Genomic DNA, 20575 nt, shown 5'->3' with positions numbered 1-20575 from the left:
GCGGGGCCACCGGCCGGTCCGTTCGCGGGACTATTGGCCGGTCGGTTCGCCGGCCCGCCGGCCGGTCCGTTCGCGGGGCCGCCGTGCTGCCCGATCGCGGGGCCACTGGGCTGCCCGATCGCTGGGCCACCGGCCGGTCGGTTCGCGGGGCCACCGGCCGGTCCGTTCGCGGGGCCACCGGGCTGCCCGGGCAGCGGCAGACCGCTGGGCAGGCCGGGGCCGGAACGGCCACGAGCCGGGCCACCGGGCGCCGGGCTGCCGGGACGGATCGGCAGACCGGACGGATCGGCGGGGCTCACCGGACCGGCCGGGTGCCGGGCCGGGGCGCCGGGAGCACCGGGAGCGGTGGGCTGCTGGCGCGGCGTGCCCCGGACGGGCGCGGAACCCCCGCCACGGGTCATGCCGGCACTGCGCTGACCGGCCTCGACCGCGCCGGGAACCCGCTGGCCGGGACCCGCGAAGGGGCCGGGCTGGCCGGGGAGGTTGGGGGCGGAGGTCTGAGCGGGGCCACCGCCCGGACCACTCGGCCGGCCGGGAGCGCCACCGGGACCGCCCGGGTGACCGGAACCGCCCGCCGGACCACCCGGCTGACCGGGGCGAGCGACGGGACCACTCGCCTGGCCAGGGCGGGCGGCGACGCTGCCGGGCTGACCGGGGATGCCCACCGGACCAGGACCACCCCGGCGTGCGCCCTGCTGAACGGCACCGGAACGACCGGCACCCGCCGGCGGACGTCCGCCGGGCCCGCGGGAGGCGCCCGCCGGACCCGCTGCCGGCTGACCGGCGCCGGGCTGACCCGGCCCCAGCTGACCGACCCCGCCGGCCTGGCCTGGAGCACTGGGCTGACCCGGACCGCCGGGCTGACCCGGAGCACTGGGCTGGCCAGGACCGCCGGGCTGACCCGGAGCACTGTGCTGACCATGGCCGCCGGGCTGACCCAGAGCACTGGGCTGGCTAGGACCGCCGGGCTGACCCGGACCCATGGGCTGGTGAGGGCCGCCCGCCTGACGAGCGCCGCCCGCCTGACGGGGACCTCCGGGCTGGCCCGGCGCCTGCCGCGGATCCTGACCCGGCCCCTGTCCGGGAACGGGCCGGCCCTGCGGCTGACCGGGCCGGGCGACGCGCCCGGTGCCCCGGCCGGCGGCGCGGGCCGCGGCCTCGCCGGCGCGGGCGATCTGACCGGTGGTGCCGATGACGCCGGACGTGCTGCCCGCCATCGCCCCGGCGCGGCCGGGGACGGCGGGGGTGCGCACACCTTCGCGGCCGGGCACCACGGGCGGTACGACCGCGGACGCGCGCACCGGGCCGGTGGCCGAACCGGGACCGCCGCGGCCGGCGGGGTCCACGGCGCCGCCACGGCCGGCGGTGTCCGGCGGGCCGCCACGGCCCGCGGTGTCCGGCGGGCCACCACGGCCGCGTGGGCCGGGGCCGTTGCGGCGGCCGATCGGGCCGGTGCCGGGTTCGTCGTCGGGGTCCGGGACGCCGTGCTGACCGGCGGCGGGGAACGCGCCGGTGTGGCGGCCGGCGGTGTCGCCGGACTGCGGCCCGGGGTCGGGACGGCCGTGCCGGCCACCGCCCTCGGCCGGGTACGTGTCGGGGCGCGCGTGCGCGGCGGTACCGGCGGCGCGGGCACCGAAGGACTGGTCCTCGTCAAAGGGGACGGCGGACACCGGCCGGCCGGCGCCACCGGCCGGTCGCCTGCTGTGTCCGCCGGTGGTGAAACCGCCGACCTCGTCGGGCGCGGCGTGACCACCGGACCGCGCGGCGTGGCCACCGGACGGTTCGGGCGCGGCGTGGCCCCGGCGGGCGGGACCGGGCTGCTCCGGCGCGGCATGACCGGCGTGGGCACCCGGCCACCCGGGCGCGGTGTAGTCGTCCGGCTCCTGGTGGCGGGCCGCACGGCCGGCCGGCGACACCGGGCGTCCGGGCATCGGTCCGGCCGCGTCGGGCGGCCCGGCGGCACGGCGGCCACCGGCCGGCGGGCCGACCGGTCCGGAACCGGCAGGCGGCGCTGCGCCGCGGCGGCCCGCGGCGGGCGGACCCGCGGCATCGGCGGCACCCGGCGGCATCGCGCCGCGGCCGGCGGGCGGTGTTCCGGCTGCTGAGACACCGGGTGGCACGGCACCACGACGACCACCGCCGGGCAGCCCACCGGTCGCCGCACCCGGCGGCGCGGCACCGGGCGGCACGGCAGCCCGACGGCCACCAGCGGGCGGACCCGCGGCGTCGGCAACACCCGGAGGCACCGCACCACGACGACCACCAGCCGAAGGACCCGCGGCATCGGCCACACCCGGAGGCACCGCACCGCGACGACCACCGGCAGGCGGGCCCGCGGCGTCCGGCGCCAGCCCTGCCGGGCCGGAAACACTGGGCGGCACGGCACCGCGGCGGCCACCGGCAGGCGACCCGCCGGCCGTGGCGCCGGGCGGCACCGCACCGCGACGGCCACCGGCGGGCGGACCCGCGGCATCTGGCGGTCCGGCCGGGCCGGGACCAGCGGGCGGCATCGCGGCACGGCGGCCACCGGCGGTCGGGCCGGCGGCGCCGGGCCAGGCGGGGGAGGTCGGGCGGGCCGCCGGCACTTCGGGGGCGTTGCCGGAGGCGGGCACCGCCGAGGTCGGGCCGACCGCCGGGAACGCGCCCGAGGAACTCGGGTCGATCCGGCCGCTGAGCTGCCCGGGATCCATCTGCCGGCGGCCGTGGCCGGGCGTGGCCAGGTCAGCGGGCTCGGGGGGCACGGGCGCCGCACGCCGGCCGGGCGGGCGGATGCCGGGCTCGCTGCGGTCCGGCGGGGTGTGCCGGCCGGTGGATTCGCCGCCGTGGCGGGCGCCGGGCGGGGTCTGCCAGGCGCCGGTCGCGTGCGCGCCGGAACCGGCCTGCCATGCCGGCGGCTGATCCACGCCGGGCGGGGCGCCGGGCGTGACGGGCGGGCCGTACCCGGGTCGCGAACCCGGAGCAGCCGGGGAGTGTTGACCGGCCTGAGCATCCACTCCGGGGCCGGCGGGAGCGCCGGGCCCGGGGATCCCCGAGGCATCCGGCACGGAGCCGCCGGGGCCACCGGGCCACCGGACGGCGCGAGAACCGGCGGGCGGACCGGGCGGACCGGAACGAGGACCGGCCGCGGCACCGGGCACCGGACCGGAACGAGGACCGGCCGGAGAACCGGGCACGGAGCCGGAGCGCGGGCCGGCAGCGCGAGAGCCGGCAGCGGAACCCGGGCCGGCAGCCCGAGGGCCAGCAGCGGAACCCGGGCCGGCAGCGGAGCGAGGACCGGCCGGGGAACCCGGAGCGGCAGCGAAGCGAGGACCAGCCGGGGAACCCGGAGCGGCAGCCGAGCGAGGACCGGCCGGGGAGCCCGGGGCGGCAGCGGAACGAGGACCGGCCGGGGAGCCGGGAGCGGCAGCGGAGCGGGGGGCAGCGGGCGACCGCGGCGCTACCGGGAACGGCGAGTCGTCGTCGACCACGTCGTCGGGGCCGGGGGCGCGGCGGCCGCTCTTGCTCGTGCGGGCCTCTCCCGCCGCGGCGCCGGGCCCGATCGCCGAGCGGTCCTCCTTGGCGCTGCGCAGGTCGTCGAGCCAGCCGGTCTCCTCGCGGGGCACCTCGACCGGCTCGACGGGCTCCGGCCGGCCGCGGCCGAACAGGCGGCGGCTCCGACCGGCTTGTTCCCGCTGGTCGGCGTCGTCGTCGGGCCTTTCGGCACCGCGCCTGCTCACGGCTGGTCCTCTCCGGCGGCCGGGCCGCTGTCGTTCACCGTCGGCCCGTCACCGGACGAGCCGCTCGAGCCACCCCCACCCGACGACGGAGGCTGCGAACCCGCGGACGGGCCCACCGAACCACCCCCACCCGACGACGGAGGCTGCGAACCCGCGGACGGGCCCACCGAACCACCCCCGCCCGACGACGAGGGCTGCGCACCCGCGGACGGGCCGCGCACGATTCTGCGCAGGCGAGGCAACCGCTCGGCGACCGCGCGTTCCGCGCCGTGGTCCGTCGGGCGGTAGTAGTCCGCGCCGATCAGATCATCCGGCACATACTGCTGCCTAACAACACCCTTCGGGTCGTCGTGTGGATAGCGGTAGCCCTTGCCGTGACCAAGACCACGTGAGCCCGGGTAGTGGGCGTCGCGCAGGGCCGGCGGAACCGCGCCCCCGCGGCCGGACCGGACGTCGGCCAGGGCCTCGCCCAGCGCGGTCGTCACGGCGTTCGACTTCGGGGCCGTGGCCAGGTGGACCACCGCCTGGGCCAGGTTGAGCTGGGCCTCCGGCAGGCCCACCGACTGCACCGCCTGGGCCGCCGCCGTCGCGACCAGCAGCGCCTGCGGGTCGGCCATGCCCACGTCCTCGCTGGCGAAGATCACGATGCGGCGGGCGATGAACCGCGGGTCCTCCCCCGCGACCAGCATCCGGGCCAGCCAGTGCAGCGCCGCGTCCGGGTCGGAGCCGCGCATGCTCTTGATGAACGCGCTGGTCACGTCGTAGTGGGCGTCGCCGTCGCGGTCGTAGCGGACCGCGGCCACGTCCACCGCCTGCTCCGCGGTGGCCAGGTCGATCTCGGTGGCGCCCTGGGCGGCGGCGGATCCCGCGGCGGCCTCCAGGGCGGTCAGCGCCTTGCGGACGTCGCCACCGGCCAGGCGTACCAGGTGCTCCTCGGCCTCGTCGGTGAGGGTGACCGCGCCGCCCAGGCCGCGCGGGTCGGTCACCGCGCGGCGGATCAGCTGCCGCACGTCGTCCTCGTCCAGGGCCTGGAGGGTGAGCAGCACGCAGCGGGACAGCAGCGGTGAGATGACCGAGAAGTACGGGTTCTCGGTGGTCGCCGCCAGCAGCGTCACCGTGCGGTCCTCGACCGCGGCCAGCAGCGAGTCCTGCTGGGTCTTGCTGAAGCGGTGCACCTCGTCGATGAACAGCACGGTCGGCGGGCCGCCCGCGCGGCGTTCGCGGCGGGCGGTGTCGATGACCGCGCGCACGTCCTTGACGCCGGCGGTCAGCGCGGACATGGCCACGAACTTGCGGTCGGTGGCCCCGGCGACCAGGTGGGCGATCGTGGTCTTGCCGGTGCCGGGCGGGCCCCACAGGATGACCGACATCGGCGTGGTGCCGGTGACGAGCTGGCGCAGCGGGGCGCCGGGGGCGAGCAGGTGCTGCTGGCCGACGAGCTCGTCGATGCTGGCCGGGCGCATCCGGACGGGCAGCGGGGAGTCCTCGGACCAGGAGGTGAAGCCGGCGGATCCCGCACCGGCCGGGGGCGCGGTGCGGACACCGCCCGGCTCGGCCAGGGGGAAGAGTCCGTCGAATTCCATCGGCAACGACAGTACCGGCCCGCCCTCGGGTGCCGGAAATGCACCGAAGGCGGGCCGTGGACCGGCATCGACCGATCAGCCGCGGCCGGGGCGGCGACCGTAGAAGCGCCGGCCGCTGCCGCTGCCGCCACCGGCGCGCGGGCCGCTGCCCACGCCGGCCAGGTAGAGCGAGAGCAGCAGCAGGCCCAGCGAGGCCATGGTCGAGAAGTTGAACAGGTCGGGGGCGCCGAGGTTGGTGTCGAAGAGATCGAGCAGCAGCCAGATGCCGAAGACGATCGCGGCGGCGATTGCGAGCATGGGTTCCTCCGAGGGGATGAGAGCACTTGTCGTGCTACTACCCCGGGGGTGGTCGCGGGTAAACTCCACCGTGGACGTCTTCGGAGGCCGGCGCCCGGGCTCAGGGCGCCGGGAGGGTTTCCGGGGCCGGCGCCGTGACCCGACCGGTGCCCGCCGCCGAGCCGCGGGCGACCAGGTAGAGCGGCGCCGCGACCGCGAGCACACCCGCGCCGACCAGCAGGGACACCCGCAGGTCGGTCGCCGCGGCGACGGCGGTCAGCGTGACCAGCCCCAGGGCCCCGGCCGGCTGGCTCACCATCGAGTTCAGGGAGAGCAGGCTCGCCCGGTACGGCCCGTCGACCTGGCGGTGAAGCAGCCCGCTGTGCACCGGGTTCGACGCGCCGTGCACGGTGTAGCTCACCAGGTAGGCCGCGATCACGCCGACCGGCCCGGCGAACAGCGCCATCCCGGCCACCGTCACGCCCTGCACGATACGCAGGGTGAAGCCCGTCCAGGGCGCCCCGATCCGGCGGGCCAGCAGCGGGATGAGCGCCGCGCCGAGCGCCGAGGCCAGCCAGGCCACCGAGCCGACCGGGCCCATCAGCGCCGACGCCGCGCTCGGATCGCCCACCACCTCGGCCAGCCGGACCGGCATCAGGCTCTCGAACGCCACCATGCCGAAGCCCCAGAAGATCTCGACGGCCACCAGCGCCACGATGATCCGCGAGCGGCGCAGCAGGCCCAGCGCGCCCGCGATCGCCGCCGGCACCCCGCGTACCGATCCGGCCAGGGCGGCCAGCCCGCGGTGCGGGCGCCGCTCGGTCATCAGCAGCGCCACCGCGGCCAGCGACACCAGCTGCAGGCCGAGGGCGACGTAGACCGGCAGGGTCAGCGCCGTACCGGGGCCGAGCGGGCCGAGGGCGACCAGGCCGCCCGAGGCCAGCGCGCCCCCGGCGATGGCCACGCCGAGCACGACCCCGCTGCGGCTCAGGCCCGTCTCGATGTCGGCGTGTTCGTCGGCGGCCAGCGCGTGGTCGACGTACCAGGCCTCCAGCGGGCCGCTGTCCAGCGCGCGGTAGACGCCCTGGAGCACGTAGAAGATCACGAACATCAGCATCGTGTCGGCCACGGTGAGCAGGCCCAGGGCGGCCGTCTCGAGGACGCCGGCCAGCAGCAGGACCGGGCGCCGGCCGATCGCGTCGGACAGGCCGCCGGTCGGCAGCTCCAGCAGCAGGACGGTGATGCCCTGCAGCGCGGCGGCGGTGCCGTACTGGGCCAGGGTCAGGCCACGCTCCAGGGGCAGCAGCACGGTCACCGGGATCATCAGGCCGACCGGCAGCCAGCGCAGCGCGAGCAGCCCGAGGAAGCGGCGCCGGACCCGGTCGGCGGTCAGCGTGGTCATGACGGGTCCTCGAGCCTCGGCACCGCGTACAGGTAGAGGAGGACCTGGCGGGCGTCCGGAGCCGGCTCGGCCTCGCCGAGGGCGCGGTGGCGCTCGATGACCGCGTCCAGCTCGGCGGTCAGCGCGTTCAGCTGCTCGGTGCCCAGGTTGAGGATGTAGTCGGAGAAGCCGGCGGCGCTGCGCCAGGCCGCGGACTCGGCGGGCCGGGCCCGCTGCCACCGTTCCGCCCGGGCCACGAACATGTGCAGGGCGTTGCTGTCGAGCCAGTCGGCCGCCTCCACCGCGTCCGCGTCGCCGGCGAACGCGTCGCGCTGCCAGCTGCTCATGTCGTGGGCGGCCCGCCACCAGCGCTCCCGGCCGCGCCCGGCCGCCGTCTCCTCGGTGACCAGCCCGACGTCGGCGAGCTGGCGCAGGTGGTAGCTGGTGGCGCCGGTGTTGGTGCCGAGCGACTCGGCGAGCCGGGTCGCCGTGGCCGGCCCGTCCAGCCGCAGCCGGCCGAGCAGCCGGGACCGCAGGGGGTGCGCGAGGACGCGGATCTGCTTGCCGTCGAGGTGGACCAGAGTGGGCTCCATACCTTGCATAATACTTGTGCACAGAAATTGTGCCACCCTTCCGTGCCACAATGGCGCCATGATCGAAGCCCGTCGCGCCGGCATGGAGGACGCCGCCGAGCTCCTGCGCCTGCGCAGTGTGATGCTGGCCGCGGTGCGCCCCGGCCTGGACGACCCGCAGAGCTGGATCGGCCCCGGCGTCCCGGTCGTCCGGCGGCTGCTCGCCGAGCAGCCCGACACCATGGCCGCCTTCGTGGTCGACGCGCCCGGCGGGCCGGGCCTCGCGGCCTGCGCGGTGGGCACCATCGACCAGCGCCTGCCCGGGCCGAACGACCCCACCGGGCGGCGCGGGTACGTGCTGAACGTCGCCACCGACCCGGCGCACCGCCGCCGCGGCCACTCCCGGGCCTGTATGACCGCCCTGCTCGCCTGGTTCACCGAGCGCGGCATCGGCGCCGTCGACCTGCGCGCCTCCGCGGACGGCGAGCCGCTCTACGCCTCGCTCGGCTTCGTCCGCAACCGCGACCCCGGCATGCGCCTGTTCATCCCAGCGCGTTGACCGCCTTGGCGATCACCAGGGCCGCGGTGACCAGGGAGATCGCCGACTCCAGCAGCATGGTCAGCTTGGCCCAGCGGGACAGCGGCAGGGTGTCGGTGGGGCTGAACGCGGTCGCGTTGGTGAACGCCAGGTACAGGTAGTCGGCGAACTGCGGGCGCCAGTCCTTCGGCGCCAGCTCCGGCGCGGTCATCTGCGGGAAGAGGAAGTCCGGGTACGGATCCGCGCCGGCCGCCCGCTCCGGCGCCCCGCCCCGGTCCAGCTCCCAGTACCAGACCGCGAACGTCAGCACGTTGATCAGCCAGATCGTGGCGCCGCTGCCGAGCAGCTCGGCGGCGCTGCCGGTGTCGGCGCCCCCGGCGATGTCGGCCACCAGCCGGACCACCGACCAGGCGGTGCCCAGGCTGGCCACGGCGATCAGGCCCAGGCTGAGCCGGCGCAGCACCGGCGTCCGCCGCTCCAGCCGGCCCGGGTTGGCGGCCACCAGCGCCCCGACCAGGACCACCTCGACCGCCGGCAGCACCCACCACGCGCCCAGGCTGAACCGCTCGGGCAGGGCCAGTTGCAGCGCGATCATCACGGCGATGGCGAGGGCGAACGGCCAGCGCTGTTCGCCGCGGCTGAGCCGGCGCCAGAACGGCCGCGCGGCCAGATCCTCCTCGAAACCCACGGGATCATCATCGCCCCTGGCCCCCGGCCCCGTTCCCACCGGCACAGCGCCGCGCCGGTCCCGCTCGTGGGCGAGGCCCCGCGGCGGCCGCCCGCCGGCCGGCCCGGCACGGCCGGGCGGGACCCGGATCCCTTGCTGCCGGCGGCCTCCCGGCACGCCGCGGGCTCCCGTCCGCACCGCCGGGCGGCGCCTGGACAAGATCTCGCGGAGCACTAGAGTGGTCGCTGCTTCCACTGTGGAATCCGCTGGACGCGCTGCCACCCGAGTCCCCCGCCGACCGAGGACGCCCATGCCCGAAACACCCCCGTCCGCCGTGCCCGCGGACGACACCCTGCTCCGGGGCCGGCTGCCGTGGCTGGTCGCGGCGCCCGCCGGGGCCGCCGCGCTGTTGTTCGCGGTCACCGCGGGCTACCTCTGGGCCGGCGGGGCGGACGGACCCGACCTGGTGCTGATCATCGTGTTCCTGGCCGGCGTGGCGCTGCTCACCGTGCTGGCCGGCCAGGCCGTCACGGCCGTCCGGCAGCTCGGCGATCGGCCGGCCGGGCTGCGCGGCGAGCTCGCCGAGGCGCGCGCGCAGACCGCCGCGGCCCGCGCCGAGCTGGCCGGCGCCCGCGCCGAGCTGAACGACGCGCGGGCCGAGGCGACGGCGGCGCTGACCGAGGCGACCGGATACCGCGCAGCGGTCGCGGACGCCCGCAGTGAGATCGAGGCGCTGACCGAGCGGGTACGGCTGGCCGAGGCGCGGCCGGTGCCGGTACGCACGTCGGCCGGCCGCCAGGTCGAGGTGTTCGTCAACCTGTCCCGGCGGCTGCAGTCGCTGGTGCACCGCGAGATCAAGCTGCTGGACGCGCTGGAGAACGAGGTCGAGGACCCCGACCTGCTCAAGGGCCTGTTCCAGGTCGACCACCTGGCCACCCGGATCCGCCGGCACGCGGAGAACCTGGCGGTGCTCGGCGGGGCGGTCTCCCGGCGGCAGTGGAGCCGGCCGGTCGCGCTGACCGAGGTGCTGCGCTCGGCCATCGCCGAGGTGGAGCACTACTCGCGGGTCAAGCTGGTGCCGCCGATCGACGGCACGGTGCCCGGGCACGCCGTGGCCAGCATCATCCACCTGGTCGCCGAGCTGATCGAGAACGCCACCATGTTCGCCCCGCCGCAGACCCAGGTGCTGCTGCGGGCCCAGCACGTGACGGCCGGCGTCGCGGTCGAGGTCGAGGACCGCGGCCTGGGCATGCAGCGCGAGGACCAGGAACGGGTCAACCGCCTGCTGCTCAACCCCGAGGACATCAACCTGGACGAGCTGCTGCGCGACGGCCGGATCGGGCTGTTCGTGGTCTCGATGATCGCCCGTCAGCACGGCGTCACGGTGCAGCTGCAGGGCAACATCTACGGCGGCACCCAGGCCGTGATCATCCTGCCGCAGCAGCTGCTCGGCTCGGCCCAGGACGACCCGCCGCCGGCCGCCGTGCCCAACGCGCTCTCGCAGGCCACGATGGAGCTGGCCCAGCGGGTGCCGGGGCCGTCGCAGATCGCCGCGACCCCGCCGCCCTGGCCGGCCTTCGCCGGAACCGCGGCGACGCCGGCCCTGACCGCCGCGCCCGGCCTGACCGCCGCGCCCGGCCTCGCCGCCGCGCCCGGATCCACCGGCGCGCCCGGATCCACCGGCGCGCCGAGACCCGCCGCGACCACGCCGGTGTCCGCGGCGCCCGCGCCGGCCGTCGCACCGGCTTCGGGGGTGCCTGCGTCCGGTGACTCCGTGGCCGTACCGGCGGCGTCGCCGAGCCGGTCCGGGACGGAGGCCGCCGAGGTCCGCCCGGCTGTCACCCCTCCCCCGCTCCCGCGCCGGCACAGCCAGACGCACCTGGCGCCGCAGCTGCAGTTCGGCCCGCCCCCGCCGCCGGCGGCGGACGACGACGCCGAGCACGACCCCGCGCTGATGGCGTCCTTCATGCGCGGCATCGCCCGCGGCGAAGCCGACTCCGACCCCCGCTGACACCTCCCGCGCTCCATCGAGAAAGGGCTCAGATGCTGAGCAACGATCCGGCACGTTCCGCCCAGGACCTCGTCTGGCTGCTGTCCGGGCTGGTCGAGCGCGTCCCGGACACCCGGAGCGCGCTGCTGCTGTCCTCCGACGGGCTGCGCAAGGCCGCGCACGGGCTGGACGACGACGGCGCGGACCACCTCGCCGCGATCGCTTCCGGGCTGTTCTCGCTGGCCCGCAGCGCCGGCACGCGGTTCGGCGGCGGCGAGACGGTGCGCCAGGTCGTCGCCGAGCTGGAGGACGGCCTGCTGTTCGTCTCCGCCGCCGGGTCCGGCGCGGTGCTCGCCGTCATCGCGGGCAAGGAGGCCGACCCGGGCGTGCTCGGCTACGAGATGACGCAGCTGGTCAAGAGCGTACGGCCGTACCTGGGCACTCCGGTCCGGTCCGCGGCCGGCCATCCCGGTGCCCCGGGACGGTGACGATGCCGCGGGCCGACGACGAGCACTGGCTCGACGACGCCGCGGGACGACTCGTGCGGCCGTACACGGTGAGCAACGGGCGCACCCAGCCCAGCACACGCCTGGAGCTGCTGTCGATGGTGATGGCGACCGGCCGGCTGCCGCACGGGCAGCTCGAGCCGGACCACGCCGAGGCGCTCGGGCTGTGCGGCAGCCCCACCACCGTGGCCGAGGTCGCCGCCCGGCTGCGGCTGCCCGCGGTCGTCACCAAGATCCTGCTTTCCGACCTGGTCGACGCCGGCGCCATCGATGCCCGATCCCCCGGCCCGGCGGCCGAACCCACCAACACGGCGGTACTGGAGACCATTCTCAATGCTTTACAACGACGGCTCTGATCCGTTCCCGACGGCGCTCAAGCTGCTGATCGCCGGCGGCTTCGGGGTGGGCAAGACGACCTTCGTGGGCGCGGTCAGCGAGATCGAGCCGCTGCGCACCGAGGAGATCCTCACCACCGCCGGGGTCGGCACCGACAACCTGACCGGCATCGAGCAGAAGACCACCACCACGGTCGCGCTGGACTTCGGCCGGATCACCATCGACCGCCGGCACATCCTGTACCTGTTCGGCACCCCGGGGCAGGAGCGTTTCTGGTTCATGTGGGACGAGCTGTCGGCCGGGGCGATGGGCGCGGTGGTGCTGGCCGACACCCGCCGGCTGCAGGACTGCTTCGCCGCCGTCGACTTCTTCGAGTCGCGCGGCATCGGCTTCCTGGTGGCGGTCAACCAGTTCGACAACGCGTTCCGGTACGAGGCGGCCGACCTGCGGTCCGCCCTCGACCTGCGGCCGGAGGTGCCGATCGTCACCTGCGACGCCCGCGACGCCCGGTCCGCCACCGGCGTGCTCGTCCAGCTCGTCCAGCACCTGCTCGGCGCCCATCCCACCCCGACGTTCATCCGGAGCCCGGCATGATCTACGACTCGTCCCCGCACCACCCGCTGACCCCGGCCGACCTGGAGGTGCCGCTGCGGATGCGGCGGCTGCGCGAGCTCGGCCTGGGCGAGCGGCCGGACCCGGAATTCGACGACTTCGCGCGCAAGCTGACCGAGGTCACCGGGGCGCCGTACGCGATGGTGAACTTCATCAGCGAGGACCGGCAGTACTTCGCCGGCCTGCACACCGTGGCCAAGGGCGACCCGTCCGCGACGCCGGGCCGGGAGATGGACCGCGACCACGGCTACTGCCCGCACGTGGTGGTGCGCCGCAAGGCCCTGGTCCTGGACGACGTCTGCGACTACCCGCGCTTCGCCGGCAACCCGGTGGTCGACGAGATCGGCATCCGGTCCTACCTCGGCGCGCCGCTCATCGACCGGACGGGCACCACGCTGGGCACGATCTGCGTGGTGGACGTCGAGCCGCGCCCGTGGGGCCGGCCCGGGCTGGAGACGATCAAGTCGATGGCGGCCGAGCTGATCGAGCGGATCCACCGGCGCGAGGACAGCCGCTGAGCCGTGGGCGCCGTCACGGCACGGCCTCCGCGGCGGGGCGCGGCGCGAGGCGCTGCGACCACTGACCCTTGGCCGTGCCGAGGGCGAACTCGGCCAGCCGGATCAGCTGCACGTCGGAGGTGCCGGCCGGGGCGAAGATGTGGTGCGCGTCGCGCAGGTAGCGTTCCACCGGCCGGTCCAGGTAGAGCCCGGCCGCCGCGTGGATCTCCATCGCGTTGCGGGCGCTGTCCAGGGTGGACTCCACGTTGATGAGCTTGGCGTTCATCAGCTCGGCGTCGCAGGGCAGCCCGAGGTCCAGCGTGTGCACGGCGTGGTACGCCGCCAGCCGGGCGGTCATCAGCCGGGACTGCATCTGCCCCAGCTTCAGCTTGACCGGCAGCAGGTCGCCGAGCGGCTTGCCGTAGCGGTGCCGTTCGGTGACGTAGGCCGAGGTCTCCTCGACCAGCGCCTGGTGGATGCCGAGGGCCACGGCGGTGAGGTTGGGGCGGCCGTACAGGATGCTGGAGGAGTAGGCCACCGAGAGGCCGTCGCCCTCGGCGCCCAGCCGGTTGGCCACCGGCACCCGGCAGTCGGTGAAGATCAGCTCGCCGAAGCTGAAGCCGTGCAGGCCCAGCGCGGGCCGGTGCTCGCCGAGCGAGAAGCCGGACCGGTCGGCCTCGACCAGGAACGCCGACAGCCCCCGGGAGCCGGCGCCGGTGCGGACGACCACCCCGTGCAGGTCGCCGACGTGGCTGTTGCCGACGAACACCTTGCGTCCATTGAGGACGTACTCGTCGCCGTCGCGGACCGCGGTGGCCGCCATGCCCAGCACGTGGCCGCCGGACTGCTCCTCGGTGACCGCGATGGTGGGCAGGCAGTCGCCCGCGGCGATCGCCGGCAGCCAGGCCGCCCGCTGCTCCGCGTTCCCGAAGTGCACGATCTTGGCCACGCCGAGCTGTGACGCCTGGACCATGGCGCCCATCGCGCCGCTGACCCGGGCCAGCTCCTCGATGATGATCGTCTTGGCCAGGTGGCCGAGGCCCAGGCCGCCGTGCTCGGCGCCGATGGTGACCCCGATCCAGCCCTGGCGGGCGATCAGCCGGGCCAGGTCGTGCTGGACGGCACGCGACGCCTCCATGTCGTCGACCCGCAGGCGCACCTCGGTCTCGGCGAAGGCCCGCACCTCCTGGCGCAACTGTTCGTGCCGCTCGGTCATGAAGTACGCGTCCACTGCAGCTCCTCGTGGGTCGGCAAGCGGCGGAACCGTGGAACGGACGCGGACACCGGTGGGCGCGCCGTCGCTGCCGCTGATCGTATCCACGCGGACACGCATAGTCATAGATCAACGATCAAGAAGAATCCTCGCCCATGACCGGGGCCACACGGCAATCCGGGCGAAGCGGTCCACAGTGGAAGCAGCTCACGAAGGACGGCCGCCGAAGGCCCAGTCGTGGACCTCCACGGCGGCGTACCGGCCCGGGGTCAGCAGGGCGCGGGCCTCCTCCGGACCGGCCGCCCGGATCAGCATCGCCGTGCCCAGCCAGGCGACCCCGTCGTCGGCCAGCAGCGGCCCGTACGCGATCAGCCCGTCGTGCTCCGGCACGGCGAGGTCGGCGGCCTCGCCCGCCCCGAAGCCGAGCACCAGATACCGCTCGCCGCCGTCCCGCCCGCCCGGGAACTCCCACATCGTGCGGCCCAGCGCGTTGCGCCACCGCCGCAGCAGCACGTCCCGGTACACCCCGGCCTGGTAGTTCGGCTCGTCGAAGGCGAACGCCCGGGCCGCCGCGGGGCCGTCCAGGTCGACGATGTGCACGCTGCCGCTGGGGCTGTCGCCACCGGGCGCGAAGGTCGGGCCGCGGGCGATCAGGGCGTCGGCGTAGCCGTCCATGTAGGACCAGTGCGCCTCGGTCAGGTCCCGGCGCAGGGCGGCGGAACCGGGCCGATCCCGGTGGTAGCAGAGGAACTCCATGGCCGGACCCTAGCCGGGCCCGTCCTCGTCGGCGAGGCGGAAGAGCAGTGCCGTCTCCCACTTGTGCGGGTCCGGCTGCGCGGCCGGATCGGTCAGCAGCACCTCCAGCCGGGCGCCCCACACCTCCCCCTCCGGGGTCGGGGTCACGTCCCAGCGCAGTTCCCGCCGCTGCGCCCAGTCGAGCAGGGCCGCGGTGGCGCCCATCAGCTCCTCCGGGTGCCCGACGTGGGTGAGGGTCGCGTACCGGCCGGCGGGCAGCACGTCGAGGAAGGCCGGCGCGGGCACCTCGATCGGCGCCGCCAGCGGGATGCCGGCCTCCACGACCAGCTCCGCCGACATGTCGATGACCCGGTAGCGGAAGAACGGCGGGCCGGCCGGCGCCGCCCCGCGTTCGGCCAGCCAGCCGAACATGCCCGGCAGGTGATCGGCCACCCGCGCGAAGTCGGTCATGGTCACCGACTCGCGCCGGGCGACGTACAGTTGCTCGTCGCGCCACAGGACAGTGGGTTCGGCCGGCACGGCGCCTCCTCGTCGACGGATTGGGTCCATCATCGGCAACGACCGGGCCCACCGCACCCGCTGCCGCGGTCACGCACCGCCGAGCGCCTCGCGGACACCCCGCAGCGGGGTGCTGAGCAGGCCGGCGGCGCGGCTGCTGTCCAGGCGGATCTCCGCGGGCCCGGCGGCCACGCCACCCTCGGCGATCGGGCCCACCGGCACGGCCGCCCGGTCCAGCCCGTACCGGGCCGCCACCAGGCGGCCCAGCTCGGCCCGGGTCACCGCCTGCGGGCCGGCGACGTTGATCCGGCCGGCGTAGCCGGCCGCGGCCAGCTCCAGGATCGCCGCGGCCAGGTCGCCCGCGTCGACCGGGCAGCGGACCATGTCGGTGAACAGCGCGCCCCGGGCCCGCCCGGCGGCCAGGTCGAGGACGAACCGGACCTGCTTGCTGCGCTCGTCGCCGACGATCAGCGAGGTACGCACCACGACGGCCGCCGGGTCGATCGCGGCGACGGCCGCCTCGGCCGCCGCCTTGGCCGCACCGTACGGGTAGACCGGCGTCGGCGCGGCGTCGTCGGGGTACGGCTCCGGGCGGCCGCCGTGCACCGCGTCGGAGGAGACGTGCACGAGCCGGGCGCCCGCCTCGGCCGCCGCGAGCGCCACGTGGGCGGCCCCGTCGGCGCAGATCGCCCAGCTGTCCGCCCGGTACGCCGCGTTGACCACGACCGCCGGCCGCACCGCGGCGACGAGCGCGCGCACCGCCGCCCGGTCGGTGATGTCCAGCCGGGACCAGCTGCCACCGGTAGTGGAGGTGCCGTGCACCTCGGCGCCGGCCGCCGACGCCAGCCGCGCCACCTCGCCGCCGAGGTGGCCGCTGGCGCCGACGACCAGCCAGCGCATCAGTTCGAGGGCTCGACCGGGGCCGCCACGCCGTCGGTGCCCGGCAGCCCCGCCGCGGCCTTCGGCTTCGCGTCGATGCCGGCCTCCAGCCGCTGCTGGGCGGTGATCGGCGTGGGCGCGGTGGTCAGCGGGTCGTAGCCGCCGCGGGTCTTCGGGAACGCGATGACCTCGCGGATCGACTCGTTGCCGGACAGCAGCATGCAGGTGCGGTCCCAGCCCAGCGCGATGCCGGCGTGCGGCGGCGGGCCGTACTTGAACGCCTCCAGCAGGAAGCCGAACTTGTCCTGGGCCTCCTCCGGCGTGATGCCGAGCAGGTCGAACACCCGGCTCTGCACGTCGGCGCGGTGGATACGGACGCTGCCGCCGCCGATCTCGTTGCCGTTGACCACGATGTCGTACGCGTAGGCCAGGGCCCGGTCGGGCGCGGACTCGAAGGTGTCCATCCATTCCGCGTTCGGCGAGGTGAACGGGTGGTGCACGGCCGTCCAGCCGCCCTCGTCCGTCTTCTCGAACATGGGGGCGTCGACCACCCAGCAGAATGCCCACGCCGACTCGTCGATCAGCCCGGCCCGCTTGGCGATCTCGATGCGGGCCGCGCCCAGCAGCTCCTGGGCCTCGCGGCGCTCGGTGGCCGCGGCGAAGAACACCGCGTCGCCCGGCTTCGCGCCGACCACGTCGGCCAGCCCGGCCAGGTGCGCCTCGGACAGGTTCTTGGCCACCGGGCCACGGGCGGCGCCGGTGTCGGCGTCCAGCACCACGTAGGCCAGGCCGCGGGCGCCGCGCGCCTTGGCCCAGTCCTGCCAGCCGTCCAGCTCCTTGCGGGTCTGCGAGGCGCCGCCCGGCATGACGACCGCGCCGACGTAGCCACCGGCGTCGATCGCGCCGGCGAACACCCGGAACTCGGTGCCGCGCAGGTAGTCGGTCAGCTCGGTCAGCTCGAGGCCGTACCGCAGGTCGGGCTTGTCGGAGCCGTACCGGTTCATCGCGTCGGTCCAGGTGATCCGCGGGATCGGGGTCTGCACCCGGTGGCCGGCGAGCTCGCCCCACAGCTTGACGACGATCTCCTCGCCGAGCGCGATGATGTCGTCCTGGGTCACGAAGGACATCTCGATGTCGAGCTGGGTGAACTCCGGCTGGCGGTCGGCGCGGAAGTCCTCGTCGCGGTAGCAGCGGGCGATCTGGTAGTACCGCTCCATGCCGGCGACCATCAACAGCTGCTTGAACAGCTGGGGCGACTGCGGCAGGGCGTACCAGGTGCCGGGCTGGAGCCGGACCGGGACCAGGAAGTCGCGGGCGCCCTCGGGCGTCGACCGGGTCAGGGTCGGCGTCTCGATCTCGTGGAAGTCGCGGGCGTGCAGGATCTCGCGGGCGATCTGGTTGGCCCGGCTGCGCAGCTTCAGCGCGTTCGCCGGCCCGCTGCGGCGCAGGTCCAGGTAGCGGTACTTGAGCCGCAGGTCGTCCGACGCGGTGATGGTGTCGTCGACGGGCAGCGGCAGCGGGGCGGCCTCGGAGAGCACGACCAGCTCGGTGGCCGTGACCTCGACGGCGCCGGTGGGCAGGTCGGGGTTCTCGTTGCCGGCCGGGCGCTGGGTGACCGCGCCGGTGACCTGCACGCAGAACTCGTTGCGCAGCGCGTGCGCGTCCTCCTCGCGGAAGACCACCTGGACGATGCCCGAGGCGTCGCGCAGGTCGACGAAGATGACGCCTCCGTGGTCGCGCCGGCGGGCGACCCACCCGGCGAGCGTCACCGTCTGACCGGCGTGGCTCGCGCGCAAGCTGCCGGCGTCATGGGTACGGATCACGGAAACTTCTCCTCACGGGGTTACGGGGCGCATCCGACATTGTGTCAGCTCCGCCCCGCCCGGCTGCGCGCCGGTCGCCGGGCGGATCAGGATGTCGTCATCCGGGACGCGGCATGACTCGGCAGCCGACGCAGCCACGTACCATTCCGCACGTGGCAGCCCGCAGCGCGATCGAATCCGCCGTCATCGACCGGCTCGACCGGCAGATCCTCCAGGGCCTGCGCCTCGCCCCCCGGATCCCCTTCGCCCGGCTGGCGGCCGTGCTGGAGGTGTCCGAGCAGACCGTGGCCCGGCGCTACCAGCGGATGCGCGGCGCCGGGCTGCTCCGGGTCTTCGGCCAGGCCAACCCGGAGCTGCTGCCCGGGTACACGTACTGGACGCTGCGGATCGCCTGCCGGCCGGGCACCGCCACCACGACGGCCCAGGCGCTGGCCCGGCGCACCGACACCAGCTGGGTGACCATCGGGGCCGGGGGCGCCGAGCTGACCTGCGCGGTCCGGGTGGCCGAGGGCCGCGACGGCCACGAGGGGCTGCTGCACCACCTGCCCCGGGCGGCCAACGTGCTGTCGTTGAGCGCCCACCAGGTGCTGCACCGCTTCGTGGGCCGCGGCGAGACGGACTGGATCGCCGGCGACGCCCAGTTGGACGCCGGGCAACGCGCGCGGCTGCTGACCGGTCACGATCCCGGACTGCGCGCCGGTCGCGAGCCGGGGCCGGCCGCCGGGGACGAGCCCCGGGCCCGGGCCGGGACCGACGCCCCCGTCGAGGGCGACGCCCACGTCGAGCCCGGGGACCGGTCGCTGCTGGCCGCCCTGGCCACCGACGGCCGGGCCGGGTACGCCGCGCTGGCCGCGGCCACCGGCTGGACCCAGCGCAAGGTCGCCCTGCGGCTGGCCGCGCTGACCGCCGCCCAGGCGGTGTACTTCGACACCGAGGTGGCGGCCACGCTGATGGGCTTCCGGGCCGCGGCGAACCTGTGGTTCACCGTGGCGCCGGCCGACCTGGCCGCGGTCGGCGCCCGGCTCGCCGACCACCGGCAGCTCGTCTGGGCGGCCGCGGTGACCGGCACGACCAGCATCACCGCCACCGCGCTGTGCCGCGACGCCGGCGAGCTCTACCGCTACCTGACCACCGAGGTGGCCGCCATCCCGGAGATCCGCAGCTGCGAGACGGTGCCGGTGCAGAACCGGGTCAAGCACGCCGTCTCACTCGTGGACGGGGGCGTACTCGGCGCGCCGGTCGTCTGAGTCTCGCGCCGGGGCCGGGCGCACCAGGACCAGCACCGCGATCCCGCCCAGCAGGCCCACCCCGGCCGCCACCAGGAACCCCGCGTCCAGCCCGGCCACGGCCGCGCCGTGCAGGGCCCGGTCGACGGTGTCCCGCAGGCCGTCCGGCAACGCCGCCAGGACCCGGCCGGCCTGCCCGCCGGCGAGGGCCTGCGCGGCCCGTTCCGGCTCCGGCGCGCCCTGCTCACCGAGGTGGTCCTCGGCCCGGGCGGCGAACACGGTGCCGAGCACGGCGATGCCGATCGCGAAGCCGAGCTGCCGGGCGGTCGTGACGGCGCCGCCGGCCATGCCGCCGCGGTGGGCCGGGACCGCGCTCATCGCCGACTCGGCCAGGGCGGGCATGACCAGGCCGACCCCGGCGCCGATCACCGCGTACCCGGCCAGCAGCGCCGGCCAGCTCGACTGCGGGCCCAGCAGCAGCGCGCACAGGGCGCTGCCCGCGCCGATGAGCAGCATCCCGCCGCCGATGATCAGCCGCGGCGACCGGCCGTGCAGCCGGGCGCCGGCGACGCCGGCGACCACCACCGAGACGATCGACATCGGCAGCCCGGTCAGGCCGGCCTGCACGGGCGACAGGCCGATGACCGTCTGCAGCCAGATCGAGGTGTACGTGAACGCCGCGAACGCCGCGAAGTTCACCAGCAGCGCCGCCACCAGGATGCCGGCGAACGAACGGTTGCGCAGCAGGGCCAGGTCCAGCATGGCGTGCGGGCTGCGCCGTTCCACCAGCCCGAACGCCACCAGCGCGACCCCGCTGAGCAGCAGCAGACCCCAGGTCTGGGCCGCGCCCCAGCCGACGGAGGTGGCCCGGATGACGGCCAGCGTCAGGGCGCCGGCGGCCACCGTGAAGGTCAGGGTGCCGGTCAGGTCGAAGCGGCCCCGGCGCGGTGCCCGGTCGGCGGCCAGCACGGTGCCGCACAGCACCAGCGCGGCGACGCTCACCGGCAGGTTGACCAGGAAGATCCACCGCCAGCTCAGGGCCTCGGTGAGCAGGCCGCCGAGGATCGGGCCGATGGCGGCCGCCGCGCCCGACACGCCGCCCCAGACGCCGTACGCGACGCCCCGGGCGCGGCCCTGGTAGGCGCTGTTGAGCAGGGCGAAGGTGGTGGTGAACATGGCCGCGGCGCCGACGCCCTGCACCACCCGGGCGGCGATCAGGGTGGCGTCGTCGCCGGCCAGTCCACAGGCCAGCGAGGCCAGCGCGAACACGATCAGGCCGCCGATGTAGAGCCGGCGGTGCCCGAACAGGTCGCCGAGCGCGCCGGCGCCCAGCAGCAGGACGGCCAGGGCCAGCGCGTAGCCGTCGACCACCCATTGCAGCGAGCTGAACGACGTCCCGAGGTCGACCGCCATCCCGGGCAGCGCGACGTTCACGATGGTGACGTCGACGAGCAGCATGAATGTTCCGAGGCATACCGCGACCAGCGGCCACCATTTCCGCACGGG

General features: G+C 75.9%; 19 protein-coding genes. 8 read left to right on the top strand and 11 right to left on the bottom strand.

What is annotated here, in order from left to right:
• The first annotated feature begins 557 nt into the window (after positions 1 to 557).
• Positions 558 to 2105, top strand: a complete 1548-nt coding sequence (locus Ani05nite_RS09340) for a hypothetical protein (RefSeq protein ID WP_203766854.1) — start codon at positions 558 to 560, stop codon at positions 2103 to 2105.
• Positions 2106 to 3712: 1607 nt separating this feature from the next.
• Here the strand turns inward: Ani05nite_RS09340 and Ani05nite_RS09335 are convergent.
• The 4 genes from Ani05nite_RS09335 to Ani05nite_RS09320 all read right to left on the bottom strand — a co-directional run bounded on the left by Ani05nite_RS09335 (position 3713) and on the right by Ani05nite_RS09320 (position 7549).
• Positions 3713 to 5299 (bottom strand): replication-associated recombination protein A, encoded by a 1587-nt coding sequence (locus Ani05nite_RS09335; RefSeq protein WP_203766853.1) that lies wholly within the window; start codon positions 5297 to 5299, stop codon positions 3713 to 3715.
• A gap of 75 nt (positions 5300 to 5374) precedes the next feature.
• Positions 5375 to 5596 (bottom strand): hypothetical protein, encoded by a 222-nt coding sequence (locus Ani05nite_RS09330; RefSeq protein ID WP_203766852.1) that lies wholly within the window; start codon positions 5594 to 5596, stop codon positions 5375 to 5377.
• Between the two features lie 100 nt (positions 5597 to 5696).
• The gene (locus Ani05nite_RS09325; RefSeq protein WP_203766851.1) at positions 5697 to 6977 is read right to left on the bottom strand and encodes an MFS transporter; all 1281 of its coding nucleotides are present in this window, start codon (positions 6975 to 6977) and stop codon (positions 5697 to 5699) included.
• Complete coding sequence (locus Ani05nite_RS09320) at positions 6974 to 7549, bottom strand: helix-turn-helix domain-containing protein (protein ID WP_203766850.1); 576 nt, start codon at positions 7547 to 7549, stop codon at positions 6974 to 6976. The genes Ani05nite_RS09325 and Ani05nite_RS09320 overlap by 4 nt, the downstream gene beginning before the upstream one ends.
• Positions 7550 to 7607: 58 nt before the next feature.
• Here Ani05nite_RS09320 and Ani05nite_RS09315 point away from each other — a divergent pair, with 58 nt between their 5' ends.
• Entirely contained in the window at positions 7608 to 8087 is a 480-nt protein-coding gene (locus Ani05nite_RS09315; protein ID WP_203766848.1) for a GNAT family N-acetyltransferase, read from the top strand.
• On the opposite strand, the gene Ani05nite_RS09310 is transcribed toward Ani05nite_RS09315, so the two are convergent.
• A complete protein-coding gene (locus Ani05nite_RS09310) occupies positions 8071 to 8754 on the bottom strand; it encodes a hypothetical protein (protein ID WP_239129557.1) in 684 nt (227 codons plus the stop codon). The genes Ani05nite_RS09315 and Ani05nite_RS09310 overlap by 17 nt on opposite strands.
• A gap of 289 nt (positions 8755 to 9043) precedes the next feature.
• On the opposite strand from Ani05nite_RS09310, the gene Ani05nite_RS09305 reads away from it, so the two are divergent.
• From Ani05nite_RS09305 to Ani05nite_RS09285, 5 genes are read left to right on the top strand one after another with little or no spacing between them, the layout of a single operon-like run.
• Positions 9044 to 10744 (top strand): sensor histidine kinase, encoded by a 1701-nt coding sequence (locus Ani05nite_RS09305; protein WP_203766845.1) that lies wholly within the window; start codon positions 9044 to 9046, stop codon positions 10742 to 10744.
• A 32-nt stretch (positions 10745 to 10776) separates the two neighbouring features.
• Positions 10777 to 11211 (top strand): roadblock/LC7 domain-containing protein, encoded by a 435-nt coding sequence (locus tag Ani05nite_RS09300; protein ID WP_203766843.1) that lies wholly within the window; start codon positions 10777 to 10779, stop codon positions 11209 to 11211.
• 2 nt (positions 11212 to 11213) lie between these two features.
• Positions 11214 to 11585, top strand: coding sequence for a DUF742 domain-containing protein (locus tag Ani05nite_RS09295; protein WP_203766987.1), 372 nt, complete (start codon positions 11214 to 11216; stop codon positions 11583 to 11585).
• Positions 11563 to 12159 (top strand): GTP-binding protein, encoded by a 597-nt coding sequence (locus tag Ani05nite_RS09290; RefSeq protein ID WP_203766841.1) that lies wholly within the window; start codon positions 11563 to 11565, stop codon positions 12157 to 12159. Before Ani05nite_RS09295 ends, Ani05nite_RS09290 begins: the two co-directional genes overlap by 23 nt.
• On the top strand, positions 12156 to 12695 hold the full coding sequence (locus Ani05nite_RS09285; RefSeq protein ID WP_203766839.1) for a GAF domain-containing protein: 540 nt from the start codon (positions 12156 to 12158) through the stop codon (positions 12693 to 12695). The genes Ani05nite_RS09290 and Ani05nite_RS09285 overlap by 4 nt, the downstream gene beginning before the upstream one ends.
• A gap of 13 nt (positions 12696 to 12708) precedes the next feature.
• Here Ani05nite_RS09285 and Ani05nite_RS09280 read toward each other — a convergent pair whose 3' ends face one another.
• The 5 genes from Ani05nite_RS09280 to aspS all read right to left on the bottom strand — a co-directional run bounded on the left by Ani05nite_RS09280 (position 12709) and on the right by aspS (position 17843).
• Positions 12709 to 13905, bottom strand: a complete 1197-nt coding sequence (locus Ani05nite_RS09280) for an acyl-CoA dehydrogenase family protein (RefSeq protein ID WP_239129554.1) — start codon at positions 13903 to 13905, stop codon at positions 12709 to 12711.
• Between the two features lie 189 nt (positions 13906 to 14094).
• Positions 14095 to 14643: a YciI family protein gene (locus Ani05nite_RS09275; RefSeq protein WP_203766837.1), complete on the bottom strand. Its 549-nt coding sequence runs from the start codon at positions 14641 to 14643 to the stop codon at positions 14095 to 14097.
• A 9-nt stretch (positions 14644 to 14652) separates the two neighbouring features.
• Positions 14653 to 15162 (bottom strand): GyrI-like domain-containing protein, encoded by a 510-nt coding sequence (locus Ani05nite_RS09270; protein ID WP_239129552.1) that lies wholly within the window; start codon positions 15160 to 15162, stop codon positions 14653 to 14655.
• 69 nt (positions 15163 to 15231) lie between these two features.
• Positions 15232 to 16041 (bottom strand): sugar nucleotide-binding protein, encoded by an 810-nt coding sequence (locus Ani05nite_RS09265; RefSeq protein WP_203766835.1) that lies wholly within the window; start codon positions 16039 to 16041, stop codon positions 15232 to 15234.
• Complete coding sequence (gene aspS, locus Ani05nite_RS09260) at positions 16041 to 17843, bottom strand: aspartate--tRNA ligase (protein ID WP_203766833.1); 1803 nt, start codon at positions 17841 to 17843, stop codon at positions 16041 to 16043. Before aspS ends, Ani05nite_RS09265 begins: the two co-directional genes overlap by 1 nt.
• A 152-nt stretch (positions 17844 to 17995) precedes the next feature.
• On the opposite strand from aspS, the gene Ani05nite_RS09255 reads away from it, so the two are divergent.
• Positions 17996 to 19090, top strand: a complete 1095-nt coding sequence (locus tag Ani05nite_RS09255; protein ID WP_239129550.1) for an AsnC family transcriptional regulator — start codon at positions 17996 to 17998, stop codon at positions 19088 to 19090.
• On the opposite strand, the gene Ani05nite_RS09250 is transcribed toward Ani05nite_RS09255, so the two are convergent.
• Entirely contained in the window at positions 19049 to 20572 is a 1524-nt protein-coding gene (locus Ani05nite_RS09250; protein WP_239129546.1) for an MFS transporter, read from the bottom strand. The two genes, Ani05nite_RS09255 and Ani05nite_RS09250, sit on opposite strands and share 42 nt — an antisense overlap.
• Positions 20573 to 20575: the final 3 nt, after the last annotated feature.

The organism is Actinoplanes nipponensis (genome assembly GCF_016862275.1).
GTDB classification, from domain to species: Bacteria; Actinomycetota; Actinomycetes; order Mycobacteriales; family Micromonosporaceae; genus Actinoplanes; species Actinoplanes nipponensis.
Note: the sequence above shows the minus strand (reverse complement) of the source record. Positions and strands in the feature narration are given on the sequence as shown.